General features: G+C 68.4%; 17 protein-coding genes. 5 read left to right on the top strand and 12 right to left on the bottom strand.

Features of this window, described 5'->3' with window-relative positions; translation table 11 throughout:
* Positions 1 to 14 precede the first annotated feature (14 nt).
* From EAO79_RS10430 to EAO79_RS10390, 9 genes are all read right to left on the bottom strand, one after another.
* Positions 15 to 821 carry an ABC transporter permease gene (locus tag EAO79_RS10430; RefSeq protein WP_079705430.1) on the bottom strand — a complete coding sequence of 269 codons (807 nt, stop codon included), beginning with the start codon at positions 819 to 821 and terminating at the stop codon, positions 15 to 17.
* A complete protein-coding gene (locus EAO79_RS10425; protein WP_079705429.1) occupies positions 818 to 1,528 on the bottom strand; it encodes an ABC transporter permease in 711 nt (236 codons plus the stop codon). The genes EAO79_RS10430 and EAO79_RS10425 overlap by 4 nt, the downstream gene beginning before the upstream one ends.
* Positions 1,525 to 2,394: an ABC transporter ATP-binding protein gene (locus tag EAO79_RS10420; protein ID WP_124768934.1), complete on the bottom strand. Its 870-nt coding sequence runs from the start codon at positions 2,392 to 2,394 to the stop codon at positions 1,525 to 1,527. Before EAO79_RS10420 ends, EAO79_RS10425 begins: the two co-directional genes overlap by 4 nt.
* 217 nt (positions 2,395 to 2,611) lie before the next feature.
* On the bottom strand, positions 2,612 to 4,111 hold the full coding sequence (locus EAO79_RS10415) for an aromatic amino acid lyase (RefSeq protein WP_124768933.1): 1,500 nt from the start codon (positions 4,109 to 4,111) through the stop codon (positions 2,612 to 2,614).
* Positions 4,112 to 4,310: 199 nt separating this feature from the next.
* Positions 4,311 to 5,066 (bottom strand): ABC transporter permease, encoded by a 756-nt coding sequence (locus EAO79_RS10410; RefSeq protein WP_124768932.1) that lies wholly within the window; start codon positions 5,064 to 5,066, stop codon positions 4,311 to 4,313.
* Entirely contained in the window at positions 5,066 to 5,977 is a 912-nt protein-coding gene (locus tag EAO79_RS10405) for an ABC transporter ATP-binding protein (RefSeq protein WP_124768931.1), read from the bottom strand. The genes EAO79_RS10410 and EAO79_RS10405 overlap by 1 nt, the downstream gene beginning before the upstream one ends.
* Entirely contained in the window at positions 5,974 to 6,285 is a 312-nt protein-coding gene (locus EAO79_RS10400; protein WP_079705424.1) for a transcriptional regulator, read from the bottom strand. The genes EAO79_RS10405 and EAO79_RS10400 overlap by 4 nt, the downstream gene beginning before the upstream one ends.
* A gap of 3 nt (positions 6,286 to 6,288) precedes the next feature.
* The gene (locus EAO79_RS10395) at positions 6,289 to 6,951 is read right to left on the bottom strand and encodes a hypothetical protein (protein WP_124768930.1); all 663 of its coding nucleotides are present in this window, start codon (positions 6,949 to 6,951) and stop codon (positions 6,289 to 6,291) included.
* 328 nt (positions 6,952 to 7,279) lie between these two features.
* Entirely contained in the window at positions 7,280 to 8,551 is a 1,272-nt protein-coding gene (locus EAO79_RS10390; RefSeq protein ID WP_124768929.1) for an HNH endonuclease signature motif containing protein, read from the bottom strand.
* 188 nt (positions 8,552 to 8,739) lie between these two features.
* On the opposite strand from EAO79_RS10390, the gene hrpA reads away from it, so the two are divergent.
* Complete coding sequence (gene hrpA / locus EAO79_RS10385) at positions 8,740 to 12,615, top strand: ATP-dependent RNA helicase HrpA (protein ID WP_124768928.1); 3,876 nt, start codon at positions 8,740 to 8,742, stop codon at positions 12,613 to 12,615.
* A 147-nt stretch (positions 12,616 to 12,762) separates the two neighbouring features.
* Here the strand turns inward: hrpA and EAO79_RS10380 are convergent, their stop codons facing one another.
* Positions 12,763 to 13,614, bottom strand: a complete 852-nt coding sequence (locus tag EAO79_RS10380) for a sulfurtransferase (protein WP_124768927.1) — start codon at positions 13,612 to 13,614, stop codon at positions 12,763 to 12,765.
* Between the two features lie 199 nt (positions 13,615 to 13,813).
* Between EAO79_RS10380 and EAO79_RS10375 the strand changes: the two genes are divergently transcribed.
* From EAO79_RS10375 to EAO79_RS10365, 3 genes are all read left to right on the top strand, one after another.
* The gene (locus EAO79_RS10375) at positions 13,814 to 14,446 is read left to right on the top strand and encodes a flavin reductase family protein (RefSeq protein WP_205125846.1); all 633 of its coding nucleotides are present in this window, start codon (positions 13,814 to 13,816) and stop codon (positions 14,444 to 14,446) included.
* A 96-nt stretch (positions 14,447 to 14,542) separates the two neighbouring features.
* Complete coding sequence (locus EAO79_RS10370; protein WP_079705419.1) at positions 14,543 to 14,923, top strand: DoxX family membrane protein; 381 nt, start codon at positions 14,543 to 14,545, stop codon at positions 14,921 to 14,923.
* Positions 14,924 to 15,051: 128 nt separating this feature from the next.
* Positions 15,052 to 15,267 (top strand): hypothetical protein, encoded by a 216-nt coding sequence (locus EAO79_RS10365; protein WP_124768926.1) that lies wholly within the window; start codon positions 15,052 to 15,054, stop codon positions 15,265 to 15,267.
* Between the two features lie 88 nt (positions 15,268 to 15,355).
* Here the strand turns inward: EAO79_RS10365 and nrdF are convergent, their stop codons facing one another.
* Positions 15,356 to 16,330 (bottom strand): class 1b ribonucleoside-diphosphate reductase subunit beta, encoded by a 975-nt coding sequence (nrdF, locus tag EAO79_RS10360; protein WP_056007612.1) that lies wholly within the window; start codon positions 16,328 to 16,330, stop codon positions 15,356 to 15,358.
* Between the two features lie 59 nt (positions 16,331 to 16,389).
* Between nrdF and EAO79_RS19080 the strand changes: the two genes are divergently transcribed.
* Complete coding sequence (locus tag EAO79_RS19080; RefSeq protein ID WP_164486926.1) at positions 16,390 to 16,533, top strand: hypothetical protein; 144 nt, start codon at positions 16,390 to 16,392, stop codon at positions 16,531 to 16,533.
* 143 nt (positions 16,534 to 16,676) lie between these two features.
* Here the strand turns inward: EAO79_RS19080 and nrdE are convergent, their stop codons facing one another.
* Complete coding sequence (gene nrdE / locus EAO79_RS10355; RefSeq protein ID WP_079706251.1) at positions 16,677 to 18,782, bottom strand: class 1b ribonucleoside-diphosphate reductase subunit alpha; 2,106 nt, start codon at positions 18,780 to 18,782, stop codon at positions 16,677 to 16,679.
* Positions 18,783 to 18,801: the final 19 nt, after the last annotated feature.

The raw sequence follows: 18,801 nt of genomic DNA, 5'->3' as shown, positions 1-18,801 counted from the left end.
GATGATGGGACGCGTCAGTTGTTGCGGTATGCCGCGGTCTGCATGTTCGCCTCCGCTTCTGCGACGACGGGGTCTGGTGCGGTGGACCGGTCGTCGCCGGTGGTGGCGTGACCCCGGGTCTCGTCGACCCGCGTGTGGGTCGCCTGGACACCGCGCGGCACGACCGCGCGCTGCAGCAGCGAGAAGACGCCCTCGAGGATGAGGGCGAGCACGATGATGATGATCGAGCCGGCGAGCATCTGCGCGTAGTCGCGTACCGGGAGGCCGTCGAGGATGTAGCGACCGAGACCGGGGCCGTTGGTGAGGAACGCGACGACGGTGGCGGTCGCGATCGTCTGCAGGACCGCCGAGCGGACGCCACCGATCATGAGCGGGAGGGCGAGCGGGATCTCCACCTTGCCGAGGATCTGCCACTCGTTCATCCCGACGGCACGCGCGGCGTCGATGGTCTGGCGGTCGATCGACTCGACCCCGCCGTACGCACCGGCCAGGACGGGCGGGACGGCGAGCACGACGAGTGCGGTGATCGCGGGGACGAGACTCGTGCTGGAGAAGCCCCACCCGAGCGTGATGAGCGCGAGGAGTGAGAGCAGACCGAGGGTCGGCAGCGCCCGGAGCGCGCCGGTGATCGCGACCGCGATCTCCCGTCCCTTCCCGGTGTGCCCGATGAGGAGCCCGAGCGGGATCGCGATGACGCAGGCGATGAGGACGGTCAGGCCGGTCACGGCCAGGTGCTGGAGCACCCGCACGGGGATGCCGCCTGGGCCCTCCCAGTGCGCGGGGTCGAAGATCCAGGCGAAGGCGGCGAGGAAGTTGATCATGCTGCTCCTCCCCCGGCGGTCGCCAGCTCACGGGCTTCGGTGGCCGCGCGACGACGACGGATCGCGCCTTTCGAGCTGATCCGCGTCCACGGCATGAGGAGTCGGCCGAGGAGCACCAGCAGGACGTCGAACACGATCGCGATCACGACCGTCCCGACGATGCCGGTCAGGATCTCGATCGGGAACTGCCGGTTGTAGCCGTCGGTGAAGAGGTAGCCGAGGTTCGTGACGCCGATGAGGGCGCCGACGCTCAGCAGGCTGATCGTGCTCGCGGAGACCACCCGGATGCCGGCGAGCATGAGCGGACCCGCAAGCGGGAACTCGACCCGCCAGAACCGCTGGCCGGTGGAGAACCCCACGGCCTGTGCCGACTGCCGCACCCCGGCGTCGACGGCGTCGAGCGCGTCGGCGACCGTGCGGACGAGCAGGGCCACGGCGTAGATGGTGAGCGCGATCACGACGTTCGCCGGATCGAGGATCTTCGTGCCGATGAGGGACGGCATGAGGACGAACAGCGGCAAGGACGGGATCGCGTAGAGGATGCCGCTCAGTGTGAGCAGCACGCCACGCGACCACCGGTACCGGTGTGCGAGCCAGCCGAGGGGGAGGGAGATGAGGAACCCCAGGATGATCGGGGGCAGGCTCAGCTGGACATGGGTGAGGGTGAGGTCCCAGATCATGTCCCAGTTCGCGATGACCCAGCTCATGTGGATGCGCCGTCCTTCCGGACGTCCAGGCCAGGGCGGTCGCCTGCGCCGGGCCCGGCTCCGAGGACGCCGGCGGGGCGGCCCGACTCGTCGACGACCACGTCGCGTCCGTCGACGCGCTCGACGTGGAGCGTCCGCTGGCCACGATCGGCGCCGATGAACTGGGCGACGAAGTCGTCGGCAGGGTTGGCGACGATCTCGGCCGGCGTGCCGACTTGGGCGATCTGGCCACCCTTCTGCAGGATGACGACCTGGTCGCCGAGGAGGAAGGCCTCGTCGATGTCGTGGGTGACGAACACGATCGTCTTCGCGATGTCGCGCTGCAGTCGGAGCAGCTCCCGCTGGAGCTCGGCACGCACGAGCGGGTCGACGGCGCCGAACGGCTCGTCCATGAGCAGGATGTTCGGGTCGATCGCGAGGCCTCGTGCCACGCCGACGCGCTGCTGCTGGCCGCCGGACAACTGACTCGGGTACCGGTCGGCGAGCGCGCGGTCGAGTCCGACGGTGTCGAGGAGGGTGAGGGCGTCCGCCCGGGCCTGCTTCTTGTTGACGCCGGTGAGCATGGGCACCGTGGCCACGTTGTCGATCACGGTGCGGTGCGGGAGGAGACCGGAGTTCTGCATGACGTAGCCGATGCGGCGACGGAGACGAACCGGGTCGACGGCGGAGACGACCTCGTCGTCGATGACGATGCGTCCCTCGCTCGGGTCGACCATGCGGTTGATCATCCGCAGGAGCGTGGTCTTGCCGCAGCCTGAGGACCCGACGAAGACCGTGGTGGACCGCGACGGGATCGTGAGGGAGAAGTCGTCGACCGCGAGGGTGCCGTCGTCGAAGCGCTTGGAGACGTGTTCGAAGGAGATCATGCTGGACCGATGCCTCTTCTCTGCACGGCTGTTCGTGACAGGTCGTCTTCCAAGGGTCGTCGCCGCCGCGGTCGGTGGCTCGCTGAACGTCTCTCGGTCGGTGGTCCGAACCTACCGGAGGGCACTGACATCGCCCACCCCCTCGACACGTGTCGAAATACATGGCATGCGACGACGTGGGTGCGCCCTCGCACGTTCGCCGGCCGGCCGCCGTCGCTCAGGATCGGTCGACGCCCAACGCGGCGAGCGCCGCCGTGACGAGCTGCTGACCGTGCAGCTCCTGCTCGATCGCCGACCGGAGGCCGGCGTGGGCGACGGAGAACCCGACCGACCATCCGTCGTGCTCCGCCGGGCCGAGCGCGTCCGCCGCGACGACCGCCTCGACCGCCAGCACGTCCGCGAGGAGGGCGGTCGAGCGTTCCAGCAGTCGCAGCGAGGTCCCGGCGAAGGAGGCCGGGTCGTCCGAGTCCTCGTCCGGCACGCCGGCGGTGACGACCGGGGTCGCGAGCACGCGCAGTTCAGCGACGAGGTCCGCCGCCGACTGACCGAGCCGACCCGGTACGAGCCCGTGCCCGGTCCCCCGCGGGTCGACCCCGCCTCCGGTGATGCGTCCGAGCCGTCGCTCGGCGGCAGCAGCGGTGTGCGCGATGGCCGCGCGGAGCCCGTCGAAGGCGCGGGCGAGCCGCGCGCCATGCAGCAGCCCGCCCGTCCGCAGGACGCCCGACGCCTGATCGACGAGTGGGTCCTCCGAGGCCGTTCCGAGCGTCGCTTCCACGAGCTGGACGGCCGCCGTGACCTCGTCGGCGAGCGCACCGTTGATCTGCGGGGTCGCCCGGAGCCGCAGTCCGTCCCGGTCCCGTCCGCCGCGCGCACCCTCCGGGCCGACCGGCGTCGCCAACAACTCGGAGATCCGCTCGCCGCTGGCCCGGATACCCGCCGACGGGCTGCCGGCGAGGACCCTCGCGTCGAACGCCGGTCCTCGCCCGCCGAGCCCGGACCGCGCAGCGGCCCGCGACGAGAGCGCGCTCGTGGTGTCCGCCAGTCGGCTGAGCGCGCCGAGCCGGTGGAGTGCGAGCGCACCGACGCCGAGCGAGTAGGCGTTGTGGTGGACGAACGCCAACCCCTCGTGCACAGCGAGGTCGAGCGGTGCGAGCCCGACCCGCGACAGGGCGACCTGGGCGGAGAGCCGCTCACCCGCGAGGACCGCTTCCCCCTGCCCGATCACGAGCGTCGCGACGGACGCCAGGTGGGTCTCGTCGCCGTCGCCGAGGGAGCCGACGGACGGGATCACCGGGGTCACCCCACGGTTGAGGAGCTCCGCGACGAACACGGCCGTCTCGAGGCGGATCCCGGATGCGCCACGGGTCCATCCGGCGAGCCGGGCGGCGACCACCGCCCGAGCACGGTCCACCGAGAGCGGCAGTCCGATGCCGCCACGGCGGTCATGGACGACACGCTCCTCCACGGCCGAGGCATCGAGCGTCGCGGTGCGCGGAGCCGCTCGTCCCCCGGCGGGACCAGGGATCCGTGGACCCTGGGACCGAGGGCCCGGAGCACCGACGCCGATCGGCGTCGTCTGCCGGTCGACGACGGCCCGGCCGGCGCCGATGCGGTCGAGCGCCGGGGTGTCGAGGACGACGATGGCGTCGTCGCGGGACACGGCCACGAGGTCGTCGACCGAGATCGGGCCGATGCCGAACACGACCGGGGCTCCCATCAGTGCGCGCCCGTCGATCGGTCGGCGGCGTTCGTCTGGTCTGCGCTGTTGGACACGGGTCGCTCCATCCGCTCGTCATGGGCCGTGGTCCGGCCGGGATGGACGTCAGCGTACGAGCGCCTGGCGGCCGGTGCACGGTGTGTGTCGACGTGTGACAGCACACGGGGACGGTCGGTGCTCGGCGAGGTGTCCGTCGACCTCAGCGGTAGCGGCGGCCCTCGTCGCGACGGTAGAGAGCGAGGACCACGACGGTCAGGACGAGGGTCCAGGCCAGGACGCCGACCCACGACCACCACGGCAACTCGCCACCCTGGACCGCCCAGACGACGAGCTCCCGGGTCTGGCGGCTCGGGAGGAACATCGACAGCCGGTCGAGCCACGGGGCGAAGAGGAACGGTGGGATGAACAGTCCGCCGGCGAAGGCCAGCGAGAACATGACCACCTGCACCACCGCGATCGCGGCCTTGCTGGGGAGGGCGTACCCGATCGCGGTGCCCAGGAGCATGAACGGCAGGGCACCCACCAGGAGCGCCACGATGCCACCGAGCAGTCCTGTCGGAGTCGTGGTGGCGGCGGTCACGAGCGCACCGAGCACGACGACCGGTATGACGGCCGCGAACCCGAGGAGACCGACCGAGCACAGGTGCGAGAGGACACGGGCGACACCCGTCACCGGAAGGGTGCGGAGGTACGGATCCCACGCCTGCTCCCTCGCCTGGGCGATGGTCAGGCCGAAGCCGAACAGGGAGTTGGCGAGCACCGCGAAGACGATGAGGGAGATGACGGCCTGGGTCGCGATGACGGGATCGCCGGCGACCTGCGCCTGCGGGACGACGAAGAACAGCAGCGAGAGCGCGGGGAAGACGAGCGAGCCGATCAGCGCGATCGGGACGCGCACGGTCTCGAGCAGGGAGTACCGCGCGTGCAGGGCGGTGAGCTGGAGTGTGGTGGCCATCAGGCGGCGCTCCGTTCGACGTCCGCCCGGGCATCCGCGGTGAGGGTCAGGAACGCTTCCTCGAGGGTCGCGCCGCGCACGGCGAGATCGGTGAACGGGACCTCGGACCGGACGAGATCGCGCACGAATGCATCGGCGTCGCGGACGTCCAGTTCGACGACGTCACCGTCACGACTCGCCTGGACGACTCCGGCGAGCCGCTCCACCGCTCCGGGGTCGGTGGTCCGGAGCCGCACCCGGTGGATGCCGACGAGCCCGAGCACGTCGCGCAGTGGGGCATCGGTGATGACCCGTCCATCCCCCAGCACCACGACGCGCTCGGCGAGCGCTTCGATCTCCTCGAGGTAGTGACTGGTGAGGACGATCGTCGCCCCGAGCTCGTGTTGCCGGCGGATCGCGTCCCAGAGGGTCCGGCGGGCGTCGACGTCGAGGCCCGTCGTCGGCTCGTCGAGGAGCACGAGACGCGGTCTGCCGACGAACGCGAGTGCGACCGCGAGGCGGCGCTGCTGGCCGCCCGAGAGCGAGCCCGTCTGGCGTCGGAGGAGGTCGCCGAAACCGAACTGCTCCGCCAGGGCGGCCGTCGGCACGCGGTCTGCGAAGTGCCGTCCGACGAAGTCGACGACCTCTCCCACCCGGAGCGTGGGCGGCAGTGCCGTCTCCTGCGGTGTCGATCCGAGCCTGGTGCGGTTGACCGCTTGGGCGGGATCGCCGCCGAAGAGCGTCACCGTGCCGGTCGTCGGACGTCGGGTGCCCTGCAGCAGGGACAGCACGGTGGACTTGCCGGCGCCGTTGGGCCCGAGGAGCCCGACGAGCGAGCCCGGCTCGATACTGAGGTCGACGTCGTGCAGCGCGGTCACGTCGCCGTAGCGTCGTGTCACGCCCTCGAGGGTGGCCAGTGATGTGATCGTCATGATGTCCCCGTTCCCGACGCGCCGCCGAGCATCGCTCGGAGGCCGGTCATGTAGTCCTCGAACGCGCGGCGCCCGAGCGTGGTGAGTTCCAGGTAGGTGACCGGGGTGCGTCCCCGGTGGGTCTTCGTGACGAGGACGTAGGCGCCGTCCTCGAGTTTCCGCAGGTGTGTGGACAGGTTCCCGGCGGTCATGTCGAGCATCTCCTGCAGGCGGGGGAACGACATGCTGCTGTCCGCATCGATCGCCGCGAGCGTCGACATGATGCGCAGGCGGGCCTGGGCATGGATGAGGGGGTCGAGTTCCTCCATCGGTCACGCCGCCGATCGGTGGGCACGCCGACGGCGGGTCGCCTCGAGGAAGGTCGCGTACACGAGGAACCCACCTCCGCCGGCGATGGCCATGATGAGCGCGTTGCCAGGCGAGCCGAAGAACGGCGCGGCCATGCCGACCACGATGATCCAGATGCCCATGCCGTACATGAGGCGGTCGCGCCAGACTGCTCCACCTGCGAGGTACAGCAGACCGACCACGAGGCTGTAGATGGCCGGGTAGAAGATGGCGGCGAGTGCGGGTGCCATCCCGGCAGCGAACAGAGCGCCGCCGAACACCGCCGCTGCCGTGCACCCGATCGCCCAGGCGATGCCGTACATGGTCCCCTGCACCTGCTGTGCTCCCTGGATCCCGCGAGACACGCGGGAGCCGATGATCGACGACGAGACGATGCCGCCAACCATCAGGATCCCGAAGAGCCACCCGGCGACCGCCGGCGGGGTGGTGAACCAGGGGTTCTCGTCGCTCGCGGACCAGAGCGCGAGGAACCCGACGGTCCACGCGACACCCCAGATGTACACGATCGCGATGGTGGGCCTCGTGAAGATGTCGTCGACACGGCTCGCCTGTCGCTCCTGCAGAGCGAGCATGGCGGCCGGGTCGAGCGCATCCGAGCCGTCGGTGGGTTCCATCGGTGAAGTCATATCTACTTTGTAACGCAAACCACTCTGCGAAGCAACCCTATTTGCGACACAGCGCTAGACGTGCCCGCTTCACACCGAGGTGCCACAGCCCAACTGCCCTTCGACAGGCTCAGGGACCGGGTTCATCCGGCCGCCCCTCTCCCGCTCACCCTTCGACAAACTCAGGGACCGAATCACCTTCAGTGAACCTCTCCCGGTCACTGAGCCTGTCGAAGTGCGGCACAGCTCGGGGACCGAAGCGGTACGACAGACTTCTCCCGCTCACTGAGCTTGTCGAAGTGCCCACGAGGACCCACCCCCCTTCGACAGGCTCAGGGACCGGAACTGGTCAGAACGGTGCGGGGTCCGGTTCCGTTCGATGGCGTTTGCCGTCGGGTGTTGTCCACTCGAGGACCCCGCCGGGTCCATGATCGAGGTTCCACCCGGGGAGATGCTTCATCCGGTGATGATGTCGGCAGAGACAGGCGAGGTTACCGACATCCGTCGTCCCGCCGTCTTCCCATGCGACCGAGTGGTCGAGGTCGCAGGCCCGGGCTCGCCTGCCGCAGCCTGGTGCGCGACAGGTGCCGTCCCGCAGGCGGACCGCGCGTTGCAGGTCGGCCGGGACCCGGTATTGATTCCGCCCGACGGAGAGGACGGCGCCGGTTTCCGGCTGGACGAGGATCCTGGTGAAGCTTGGTGCGTTCACCGCGATGCGAGCCGCGGTCTCGGGGTCGATCGGGCCGTACCCGTCGAGCATCGCCGGGGCATCGCTCACGCCCGCCATGCTGAGCGCCGGCACCGTGATCTGCACCGTCGGCTTGATGTGCTCCTGCACCTCGATCGGATGCGGAAGCACCGGGCTCGACATCACGTCCTCGGGCGTGACGCCGGTGAGCGCGAGTGCTGCGAGGGCGTCGGCCTGCAGCTGGGCGCAGGTGCGGGTGTAGCCAGCTGCGCGAGATTCCGAGGCCGCTGCTTCGACGCGCTCGATGATGCCCTGGGCGATGGGTGCGGTGGTGAAGAGGTGCACCCATGCCATGCCGTCGGCTTCGGGTTCGAACGCGACCCGGCGGTCGGCTTCGGAGCGGGTTGCACGTGCGGTGATCGACTCGGGGTGGAGTCGCTCGCGCAGCACGCGGGCGCTCGTGCGGAGGCCAGCGGCCGTGGTGCGCTCGGCGACGACGAGGACGCGGTCGAGGAACACCGCCCGTCCAGCAGCAGGGACGTCGCAGAGCTGATCGGTGATCACCTGCGCATGCCGCGCCGAGATGTGGCCGGCCTCCAGCGACGCCAGCACGGCCGGTGCGTCATTGACGAGACGTTCGGCGTCGTTCGTTGCAAGCTGGACCGTCCGCTCCGGCATCCGGGTCGCCATCGCGAGAGCCGCACACGTCGACCGACGGGACAGCGCCCGACGCTCAGCTGGCGGAAAGGTCGCCGGGACCGTGACGTCCGCGAAGGCATCGGCATAGGCGGCGGAGCGGGCCAGCAGACGCGCCTTCCGTGCGTCCAAGACGGCCTGCTGCCGGTGGATCTCAGTCCACTCGTCCGAGAACTCCGCCAGCTGCGCGGCGTATTCGTCGCCGACGCGGATCGCGGCTGGCGTGGTCTCGGTCATGGAACAAGTTCATCATGGACCACTGACATTCCAGATGCCGAGTCGAAGCGACTGTGGAAGTTCCTCGTGCGCCCTTCGACAAGCTCAGGGACCGAAGGAGGTTACTCAGGGACCGGAGGAAGGGTTCGCCGCATCAGGAGGCCCGGAGCGGCAGCACACCGCGTCCAGCCCGATACGATGGAGGGCTGATGTCCGACCTCCGAATCTCCTACCCGCCCGAGCTGCCGGTCAGTGCCGCCCGCGCGGACATCGCGCGTGCCATCAGCGAGAACCAGGTCGTCATCGTCGCCGGGGCGACGGGTTCCGGCAAGACCACGCAGCTGCCGAAGATCTGCCTCGAGCTCGGTCGCGAGTCCATCGGGCACACGCAGCCCCGACGACTGGCCGCGCGCACGATCGCCGAACGCATTTCGGAGGAGCTCGGCCAGGAGCTCGGTGGCATCGTCGGCTACCAGGTCCGCTTCACCGATCAGGCGTCGAAGGCGACGAAGATCAAACTGATGACCGACGGCATCCTGCTGAACGAGATCCACCGCGACCGGATGCTGCGCAAGTACGACACGATCATCATCGACGAGGCACACGAGCGCAGCCTCAACATCGACTTCCTGCTCGGCTACCTCAAGCAGCTCCTCCCCCAGCGCCCCGACCTCAAGGTCATCATCACGTCCGCGACGATCGACCCGGAGAGCTTCTCGAAGCACTTCGACGGAGCACCCATCGTCGAGGTCTCCGGCCGCACGTACCCGGTCGAGATCCGCTACCGGCCGCTCGTGGCCGACGAGCCCACCGACGACGACGAGGACGCCCCGGAGTCCGAAGCCGCCGACCGCGACTACCTCGAAGGCATCAACGCCGCCCTCGACGAGCTGGCGCGCGAGTCGATGGGCGACGTCCTCGTCTTCCTGTCCGGCGAGACGGAGATCCGCGACGCCGCCGACGCCATCCGCGGGCGCAACCTGCCCGGCACCGAGGTGCTGCCACTCTACGGCCGGCTCTCCTCCGCCGACCAGCACCGCGTGTTCCAGCCATCGACCGTGGCAGGTCTCCGACGGCGCATCATCCTCGCGACGAACGTGGCCGAGACGAGCCTCACGGTGCCCGGCATCAAGTACGTCATCGACGCCGGAACCGCCCGCATCTCGCGCTACAGCGTGCGCTCCAAGGTGCAGCGGCTCCCCATCGAGGCGATCTCGCAGGCTTCGGCGAACCAGCGTTCGGGTCGGTCCGGCCGTACGAGCGACGGTATCGCCATCCGCCTCTACTCGGAGGACGACTTCGCGAAGCGCCCGGAGTTCACCGAACCGGAGATCCTCCGCACGAACCTCGCCGCGGTGATCCTCCAGATGATCTCCCTCGGCCTCGGCGACATCGCCGCCTTCCCCTTCCTCCAGCCACCGGACGCCCGGGGCATCAAGGACGGCGTCGATCTGCTGTCCGAACTCGGCGCGATCGAGACGCGCACCTTCGCCGACGGCTCACCTCGCGGCGGCGGTCCACGCCTCACGCGGGTGGGGCGCGACCTCAGCCGCCTGCCGATCGATCCGCGGTTCGCGCGCATGGTCGTGGAGTCGAAGCAGCACGGGGTGTCGCGGGAGGTGCTCGCGATCGTCGCGGCGCTCACCATCCAGGACCCACGCGAACGACCGCTCGAGCACCGACAGAAGGCCGACGAACTGCACCGCCGGTTCGTCGACCCCACGAGCGACTTCCTCGCCCTCCTGAACCTCTGGAACTACCTCGAGGAGAAACAGGACGAGCTGTCGTCGAGCGCGTTCCGTCGGCTCTGCAAGAACGAGTTCCTCAACTACCTCCGCGTCCGCGAGTGGCACGACGTCTACCGCCAGCTGCGTCAACTCGCGAAGCCTCTCGGCCTGACGATCAACGAGCCGGCGGTGAACCCCGACGGCATCCACAAGTCGCTCCTCGCGGGGCTCCTCTCGCACATCGGGCTGAAGGACCAGACCGTCGCTCCGGTCGTGAAGGGCCGGAACGCTCCACCGGCGACGAAGACCGCGAAGAAGGGCGACTACATCGGCGCCCGCCAGACGCGCTTCGTCCTCTTCCCCGGGTCCGCGCTCGCGAAGAAGCAGCCGAACGCCGTCATGAGCGCGGAACTCGTGGAGACGAGCCGGCTGTTCGCCCGCACCAACGCCTCGATCGACCCGGCGTGGGCGGAACAGATCGCCGGCGACCTCTGCAAGCGCTCGTACAGCGAGCCGCACTGGGAGAAGAACCAGGGCTCCGCCGTCGCCTTCGAGAAGGTGACCCTCTTCGGCGTGCCGATCGTGCCGCGCCGCCGGGTGCAGTTCGGTCGCATCGACCAGGAGCAGGCCCGCGAACTGTTCCTGCGGCACGCGCTCGTCGACGGCGAGTGGACCCACGACATCGGTCGCGACAAACTGTTCGACTTCCACCGCGCGAACCGACGGCTGCGCAAGGAGCTGAGTGAGCTCGAGGAGCGGACGCGACGCCGCGACATCCTCTTCGACGACGAAGCCGTCTTCGACTTCTACGACGCCCGCGTCCCTTCCGAGGTCTCGACGACGCGGGGCTTCGAGTCCTGGTGGCGCAAGACGCGCGTCGACCAGCCCGAGCTGCTCACGATGCGCCAGGAGGACCTCCTCCCCGAGGACGCTCCGGCGGTGGACGAGGACCGCTTCCCCGCCGAGTGGGTGCAGGCCGACCAGCGGTTGAAGCTCAGCTACCGTTTCGAGCCCGGAAGCGACGACGACGGCGTGACGGTCATCGTCCCGCTCGCCCTGCTCGACCGACTCTCGCCCGCGGGTTTCGACTGGCAGGTCCCCGGTCTCCGTCGGGACCTCATCACGGCGATGATCAAAGCGCTCCCGAAAGCCCTGCGTCGGAACATCGTGCCTGCGGCCGACTGGGCGGCGAAGCTGCTCGCCGAGCTCCCCGCCGACGTCCCGGCGGTCGCCCCCGGCAGTCCCGCCGCCGAGGACTCCTTCGCCACCCGTCTCGCGAACGCGATCAAGCGGCTCTCCTACATGGACATCTCAGCCTCGGACTTCGAGATGGAACGCGTCCCCGAGCACCTGCTCGTGACCTTCCGGGTCATCGATGAGCGCGGCCGGACGCTCGCCAGCGGCAAGGACCTCGTCGAGCTGCAGCAGCGCCTCAAGCAGCGCACCCGGGCGAGCGTCGCCAAGGTCGCGGCCGCCAGAGTGCCCAACGCCATCGAGCGCTCCGGGTTCACCAGGTGGGACTTCGACGACCTCCCCCGTTTCATCGACATTCGCCAGGAGGACGGCGTGATCCGCGGCTACCCCGCGATCGTCGACGACGGTACGAGCGTGTCGATCCGGATCATGAGCACGGAGGCCGACCAGGCCCGCGCCATGCCCGCGGGGGTGCGCCGCCTCCTCCTGCTCGCGATCCCGTCCCCGACGGCCTATGTGCAGCAGCACCTCAAAGCCAACGAGAAGCTCGCGCTCGCGACGAGCCCCTACCGGTCGACGCCGGCGTTGTTCGAGGACTGCCTCGCCGCCTGCATCGACGACGTCCTGTTCCGTGTGGTGCCCGACGGACAGGTGTTCTCCCGGCTGCAGTACGAGACGCTTCGCGACCGCGTGTCCGCCTCGGTCATGGACCGCATGTTCCAGACGGTCGCCATCGTCGCCCGCATCCTGCAGGCCGCGCGCGACACGGAGAAGGCCATGAAGGCGGCGACGAGCATGACGCTGCTCGCGGCCCTCACCGACATGCGAGGCCAGCTCGACGGACTGGTCTTCCCGGGCTTCGTCTCCCGGACGGGCTCAGCACGACTCGAACATCTGCCCCGCTACCTCGCCGGCATCCGTTACCGCGCCGAGCGACTGACGGACAACCCGAACCGCGACCGGGTGTGGATGACGGAGGCGCAGACGGCGTCGGCGCGGTTCGAGGCCGCCGGCGGCACGATCCCACTGCCCGCCGAGGCTCCGGAGCACCTCGTGAAGGCCCGGTGGATGCTCGAGGAGCTCCGGATCAGCCTGTTCGCCCAGCAGCTGGGCACGGCCGAATCGGTCTCGTTGCAGCGCCTGCAGAAGGTCCTCGCGAGCTAGCGCTCCCCGGTCCCTGAGCCTGGCGAACGAAGGGCTCCGCTCGCGGACCCCGTCCCTGAGCCTGTCGAAGGGCTCCGCTCGCGGACCCTAGTCCCTGACCCTGTCGAAGGGCGCATCTCGACGAGCTCGTTGTCCGGAGTCGGCGATTCAGGCGTCCGGTCCCGTCGCCACCGGACGCTCCGGGTGGTTCGCCCACTCGCTCCACGACCCCGGGTACAGCACCGGTTCGAAGCCGGCCAGGGTGAGTGCGACCGCGTTGTGCGCCGCGGTCACCCCACTGCCGCAGTAGGTCGCGACCGTCGCGTCCGCAGGCACGCCCGCGGCGAGGAACTGCTCGTGGAGGGCCTCGGGCGACAGGAATCGGCCGTCGGCGCCGACGTTGGCGGTCGTCGGCGTGCTGAGCGCTCCGGGGATGTGACCGGCCCGAGGGTCGATCGGTTCGACCTCGCCCCGGTACCGTTCGCCGGCGCGCGCGTCGAGCAGCACCCGTCCCTCGCCCGCCCACGTCGCGGCGGTGTCGATGTCGATGGTCGGCAGGACACCCGTCGTCAACGTGACCGTCCCGGGTTCCGGGACGACCTGGCCGCGCTCCACGGGCAGTCCGGCGTCCGTCCACGCCCGGAACGCGCCGTCGAGGATGCGGACGTCCGCGATGCCGGCGTTCCGCAGCACCCACCAGGCCCGTGCCGCCGACAGGCTCCTGAGATCGTCGTAGACCACGACGACGTCGCCGTCGTCGATGCCCCACGATCGCGCGGACGACTGAAGCGCCTCACGGTCGGGCAGGGGGTGGCGGCCTCGGACGGACGGTTCTCCGGTCGGCACGTGGTCGGCCAGCTCGTGGTCGAGGTCCACATACACGGCGCCGGGCAGGTGCCCCTCGAGGTAGGCGGGCCGGCCGTCCGGCGCGTCGAGTCGCCACCGCACGTCGAGGACGCGCACCGGCGTCTCGGAGGCGATCAGGGCTGCGAGGTCGTCCGGGGCGATGAGGATGGGCATGCGTCCAGCGTACGCACGCGAGGTCGACGCGACCCACGCCCGACCGCTCGGTCACCGTCACACCGGGTAACAGAGTTGCAGCTCCGGCTGGATGAGCGAAACGTAGCCTGTGCAGCGTCCACCGAATCGGCGTTGCAGCAGTCGTCCACAGTCGTTCGAAGGATCCCCCGTGAGCTCAGTCCACCCGGCAGCCGCCTCCGTGACCACCTTGCCGTCTCCCGTCGACGGTGGCGAGGTCGCCCCCGGTTTCGCCTCCCTGTCCCCCGACGACTTCAAAGCGGCGTTCCGTCAGCACCCGGCCGGCGTCTCGGTCATCACCGCGGACGACGGCAGCGGGCCGGTGGGACTCACCGCCACCTCGGTCTTCTCCGTCAGTGCGGAACCGCCGCTCCTCGTCTTCTCCGTGTCGTCGCTGTCCTCGAGCGCGCCGACCATCACCGCGTCCGACACCGTCGTCGTCCACCTCCTGGGTTCCGAGCAGCTGCACATCGCGAAGCTCTGCGCGACGAGTGGGATCGACCGTTTCGCCGACACCTCCATCTGGGACCGCCTGCCGACGGGCGAGCCGTACTTCACGGGCAACGGCGTCTGGATCCGCGGACGCATCGTCAACCGCATGGAGGCGGGCACCTCGACGGTCATCGCGGTGCACGCACTGGAGTCGAGCGTCTCGCAGCCACAAGCGGCCGAGGAGCCGGTCCGGGCCGAGCCTGCCGCCGAGGCGCCCGCTCCCGCCGCCCCGACGTTCAGCCCCAGCTTCGACGGCGCGCCGCTCGTCTACCACAACCGCACCTGGCACCGTCTCGACGCGAACTCGCAGATCGACGGCTGAGCGGCCTGCTGCTGGACATCTGTGCACTCGCAACCCGCCGTCGGTCCACCGATCTCCGGATAGCGTGGTGACATCACCATCGTCGAGAGGACCCTCATGGCTGGATCGAAAGCCCGCACCGCCGCACGTCTGCTGCTCGGAGGCGCACTCGTGTTCGCCGGCATCAGCCACCTGACCTTCGCTCGGAAGGACTTCCAGGCGCAGGTGCCGGAATGGGTGCCGATCGACGAGGACACCACCGTGCTCGCCTCGGGCGTCGTCGAGATCGCGCTGGGTGCGGCACTCGCCTCAGGCGTCAAGCGGACGGCCGTCGGCAACCTCGCTGCGGCGTTCTTCACCGCGATCTTCCCGGGCAACCTCTCCCAGTGGCTCAACCGCCGCGACGCCTTCGGTCTCGACACCGACAGCCGCCGGTTCACCCGGCTCTTCTTCCAGCCCGTGCTCATCGCCTGGGCCCTCTGGTCCACCCGCCGCTGACCACCAGCCGTCGCTGAGTCGCCCGAATCTGCGCGTTTCCGCGTCGGATTCGAACATCCTCGGGCGAGTCAGCGGCGCACGGCGGATCGCCAGGTAGTGTCGAGGACACCAGAGCCACAGGGAGAACGATGCTGACGACCGAAGCGACCATGGACGAGCTGCTCGTCGCCGAATCCGTCGAGACGCCGAGCGCCGGACGCAACGGTGTCGTGAGTCTCGTCTCACTCGTCGCCATCCTCACGATCGTGGTCACTGCGATCGCGGCGCTGTTCCTCCCGGTCGTCCAGGGCGCGACGGCGTTCTTCTACTTCTTCCTGGCCGGCTTCGGTGGCCTCGGCGGCTGACGCCGCTACACGCTGAACGCCTGAGGGCCGGATGGAATCGTGGATTCCATCCGGCCCTCGTGTGTTCAGCGCAGTGCTTGCGCGGTGACTAGAAGTCCCAGTCCTCGTCTTCCGTGACCACGGCCTTGCCGATCACGTAGGAGGAGCCGGAGCCCGAGAAGAAGTCGTGGTTCTCGTCGGCGTTCGGGGAGAGCGCCGACAGGATCGCCGGGTTCACGTCCGTGACCGTCTTCGGGAACATGGCCTCGTAGCCGAGGTTCATGAGCGCCTTGTTGGCGTTGTAGTGCAGGAACTTCTTGACGTCCTCGGTGAGACCGACCTCGTCGTAGAGGTCCTGCGTGTACTGCACCTCGTTGTCGTAGAGCTCATAGAGCAGCGAGAACGTGTAGTCCTTGACGTCGTCGCGCTCGGCCTGCGTCAGCTTCTCGAGTCCCTTCTGGAACTTGTAGCCGATGTAGTACCCGTGCACGGCCTCATCGCGGATGATCAGGCGGATCATGTCGGCGGTGTTGGTGAGCTTCGCGCGGCTCGACCAGTGCATGGGCAGGTAGAAACCCGAGTAGAAGAGGAACGACTCGAGCAGGGTCGAGGCGGCCTTCCGCTTCAGCGGGTCGTCACCGTGGTAGCGGTCGAGGACGATGGACGCCTTCTTCTGCAGGTTCGGGTTCTCGACCGACCAGCGGAACGCCTCGTCGATCTCCTTCGTGCTGCTGAGCGTGGAGAAGATCGAGGAGTAGCTCTTCGCGTGCACCGACTCCATGAACGCGATGTTCGTGTAGACGGCCTCCTCGTGCGGGGTGATCGCATCGGGGATGAGGGCGACGGCGCCGACGGTGCCCTGGATCGTGTCGAGGAGCGTGAGGCCCGTGAACACGCGCATGGTGAGCTGCTGCTCCTGCGGCGTCAGGGTGTTCCACGACTGGACGTCGTTCGACAGCGGGATCTTCTCGGGCAGCCAGAAGTTGTTGACGAGGCGGTTCCAGACCTCGACGTCCTTCTCGTCCTCGATCTTGTTCCAGTTGATCGCCTGGACGCGGTCGACCAGCTTGAGCTTCTCTGACATGAATTGGTGTCCTCTATCGGGAAGTGGGGTTGGCCCTTCGACAGGCTCAGGGACCGGTGATGCTGATGGCCCTCGACGGACCGGTGATACTCGTGGCCCTCGACGGACCGGTGATGCTGATGGCCCTCGACGGACCGGTGATACTCGTGGCCCTCGACGGACCGGTGATGCGGATGCCCTTCGACAGGCTCAGGGACCGGTGATGCTGATGGCCCTCGACGGACCGGTGATACTCGTGGCCCTCGACGGACCGGTGATGCTGATGCCCTTCGACAGGCTCAGTGACCGGGACCGGAATCCCGGTCACTGAGCCTGTCGAAGTGCGGATGACGAAGCGCGAAGCTCCTTAGAGCATGCAGCTGACGCAGCCGTCGACTTCCGTGCCCTCGAGCGCGAGCTGGCGGAGACGGATGTAGTAGATGGTCTTGATGCCCTTCTTCCACGCGTAGATCTGCGCCTTGTTGATGTCGCGCGTGGTGGCGGTGTCCTTGAAGAACAGCGTCAGCGACAGACCCTGGTCGACGTGCTGCGTCGCCGCGGCGTACGTGTCGATGATCTTCTCGGCACCGATCTCGTAGGCGTCCTCGTAGTACTCCAGGTTGTCGTTCGTCATGAACGGAGCCGGGTAGTACACGCGACCGAGCTTGCCTTCCTTGCGGATCTCGATCTTCGACGCGATCGGGTGGATCGACGACGTGGAGTTGTTGATGTAGGAGATCGAACCGGTCGGCGGGACGGCCTGGAGGTTCTGGTTGTAGATGCCGTACTCCTGGATGGACGCCTTGAGGGCCGTCCAGTCCGCCTGCGTCGGGATCTGCACGCCGGCCTGCTCGAAGAGCTCGCGGCCACGAGCCGTCTCGGGCTCCCAGACCTGGTCGATGTACTTGTCGAAGAACTCACCCGACGCGTACTGCGAGTCGGCGAAACCGTCGAAGGTCTCCCCGCGCTCCTTGGCGATGAGGTTCGAGGCACGCAGCGCGTGGAACACCACCGTGTAGAAGTAGATGTTCGTGAAGTCGATGCCCTCGGGGCTGCCGTAGTGCACGCGCTCGCGGGCGAGGTAGCCGTGGAGGTTCATCTGGCCGAGGCCGATGGCGTGCGACTTGTCGTTGCCATCCTCGATCGAACGCACCGAGGAGATGTGGCTCTGGTCGGACACGGAGGTGAGGCCGCGGATGGCGGTCTCGACCGTGCGACCGAAGTCGGGCGAGTCCATCGTGAGCGCGATGTTCAGCGAGCCGAGGTTGCAGGAGATGTCCTTGCCGATCTCCTTGTACGAGAGGTCCTCGTTGTAGGTGGTCGGCGTGTTGACCTGGAGGATCTCCGAGCAGAGGTTCGACATGTTGATGCGGCCCTTGATGGGGTTCGCCTTGTTCACCGTGTCTTCGAACACGATGTACGGGTAGCCGGACTCGAACTGGATCTCCGCGATGGTCTGGAAGAACTCGCGGGCGTTGATCTTCGTCTTCTTGATGCGGGAGTCGTCGACCATCTCGTGGTACTTCTCGCTCACCGAGATGTCGCCGAACGGTACACCGTAGACGCGCTCGACGTCGTACGGGGAGAACAGGTACATGTCCTCGCCCTTCTTCGCGAGGTCGAAGGTGATGTCGGGGACGACGACGCCGAGGGACAGCGTCTTGATCCGGATCTTCTCGTCGGCGTTCTCACGCTTGGTGTCGAGGAAGCGCAGGATGTCGGGGTGGTGTGCGTTGAGGTATACCGCGCCGGCGCCCTGACGCGCGCCGAGCTGGTTCGCGTAGCTGAAGGAGTCCTCGAGGAGCTTCATCACGGGGATGATGCCGCTCGACTGGTTCTCGATCTGCTTGATCGGTGCACCGGACTCACGGATGTTCGACAGCGAGAGCGCCACGCCGCCGCCACGCTTCGAGAGCTGGAGCGCGGAGTTGATGCCACGGGCGATCGACTCCATGTTGTCCTCGATGCGGAGGAGGAAGCAGGAGACGAGCTCGCCGCGCTGGGCCTTGCCCGAGTTGAGGAAGGTGGGCGTCGCCGGCTGGAACCGACCCGCGATGATCTCCTCGACGAGCGCGACCGCGAGCTGCTGGTCGCCGTCGGCGAGACCGAGGGCGGTCATGACGACGCGGTCCTCGAACCGCTCGAGGTAGCGCTTGCCGTCGAAGGTCTTCAGCGTGTACGAGGTGTAGTACTTGAACGCGCCGAGGAAGGTCTGGAAGCGGAACTTCTTCGAGTAGGCCAGGTCGTTGAGCTCCTGGATGAAGTCGAACGAGTACTTGTCGAGCACCGCCTGCTCGTAGTACTCCTTCTCGACGAGGTAGTCGAGCCGTTCCTTCAGCGAGTGGAAGAAGACGGTGTTCTGGTTGACGTGCTGGAGGAAGTACTCCCGCGCGGCCTCACGGTCCTTGTCGAACTGGATCTCGCCGTTCGGGCCGTAGAGGTTGAGCATCGCGTTGAGCGAGTGGTAGTCCATCTGGCTCGTCGACGGTGCG

Source organism: Plantibacter sp. PA-3-X8, assembly GCF_003856975.1.
In the GTDB taxonomy this organism is placed as follows: Bacteria; Actinomycetota; Actinomycetes; order Actinomycetales; family Microbacteriaceae; genus Plantibacter; species Plantibacter auratus.
This window is presented reverse-complemented; position numbering and strand designations above follow the sequence as displayed.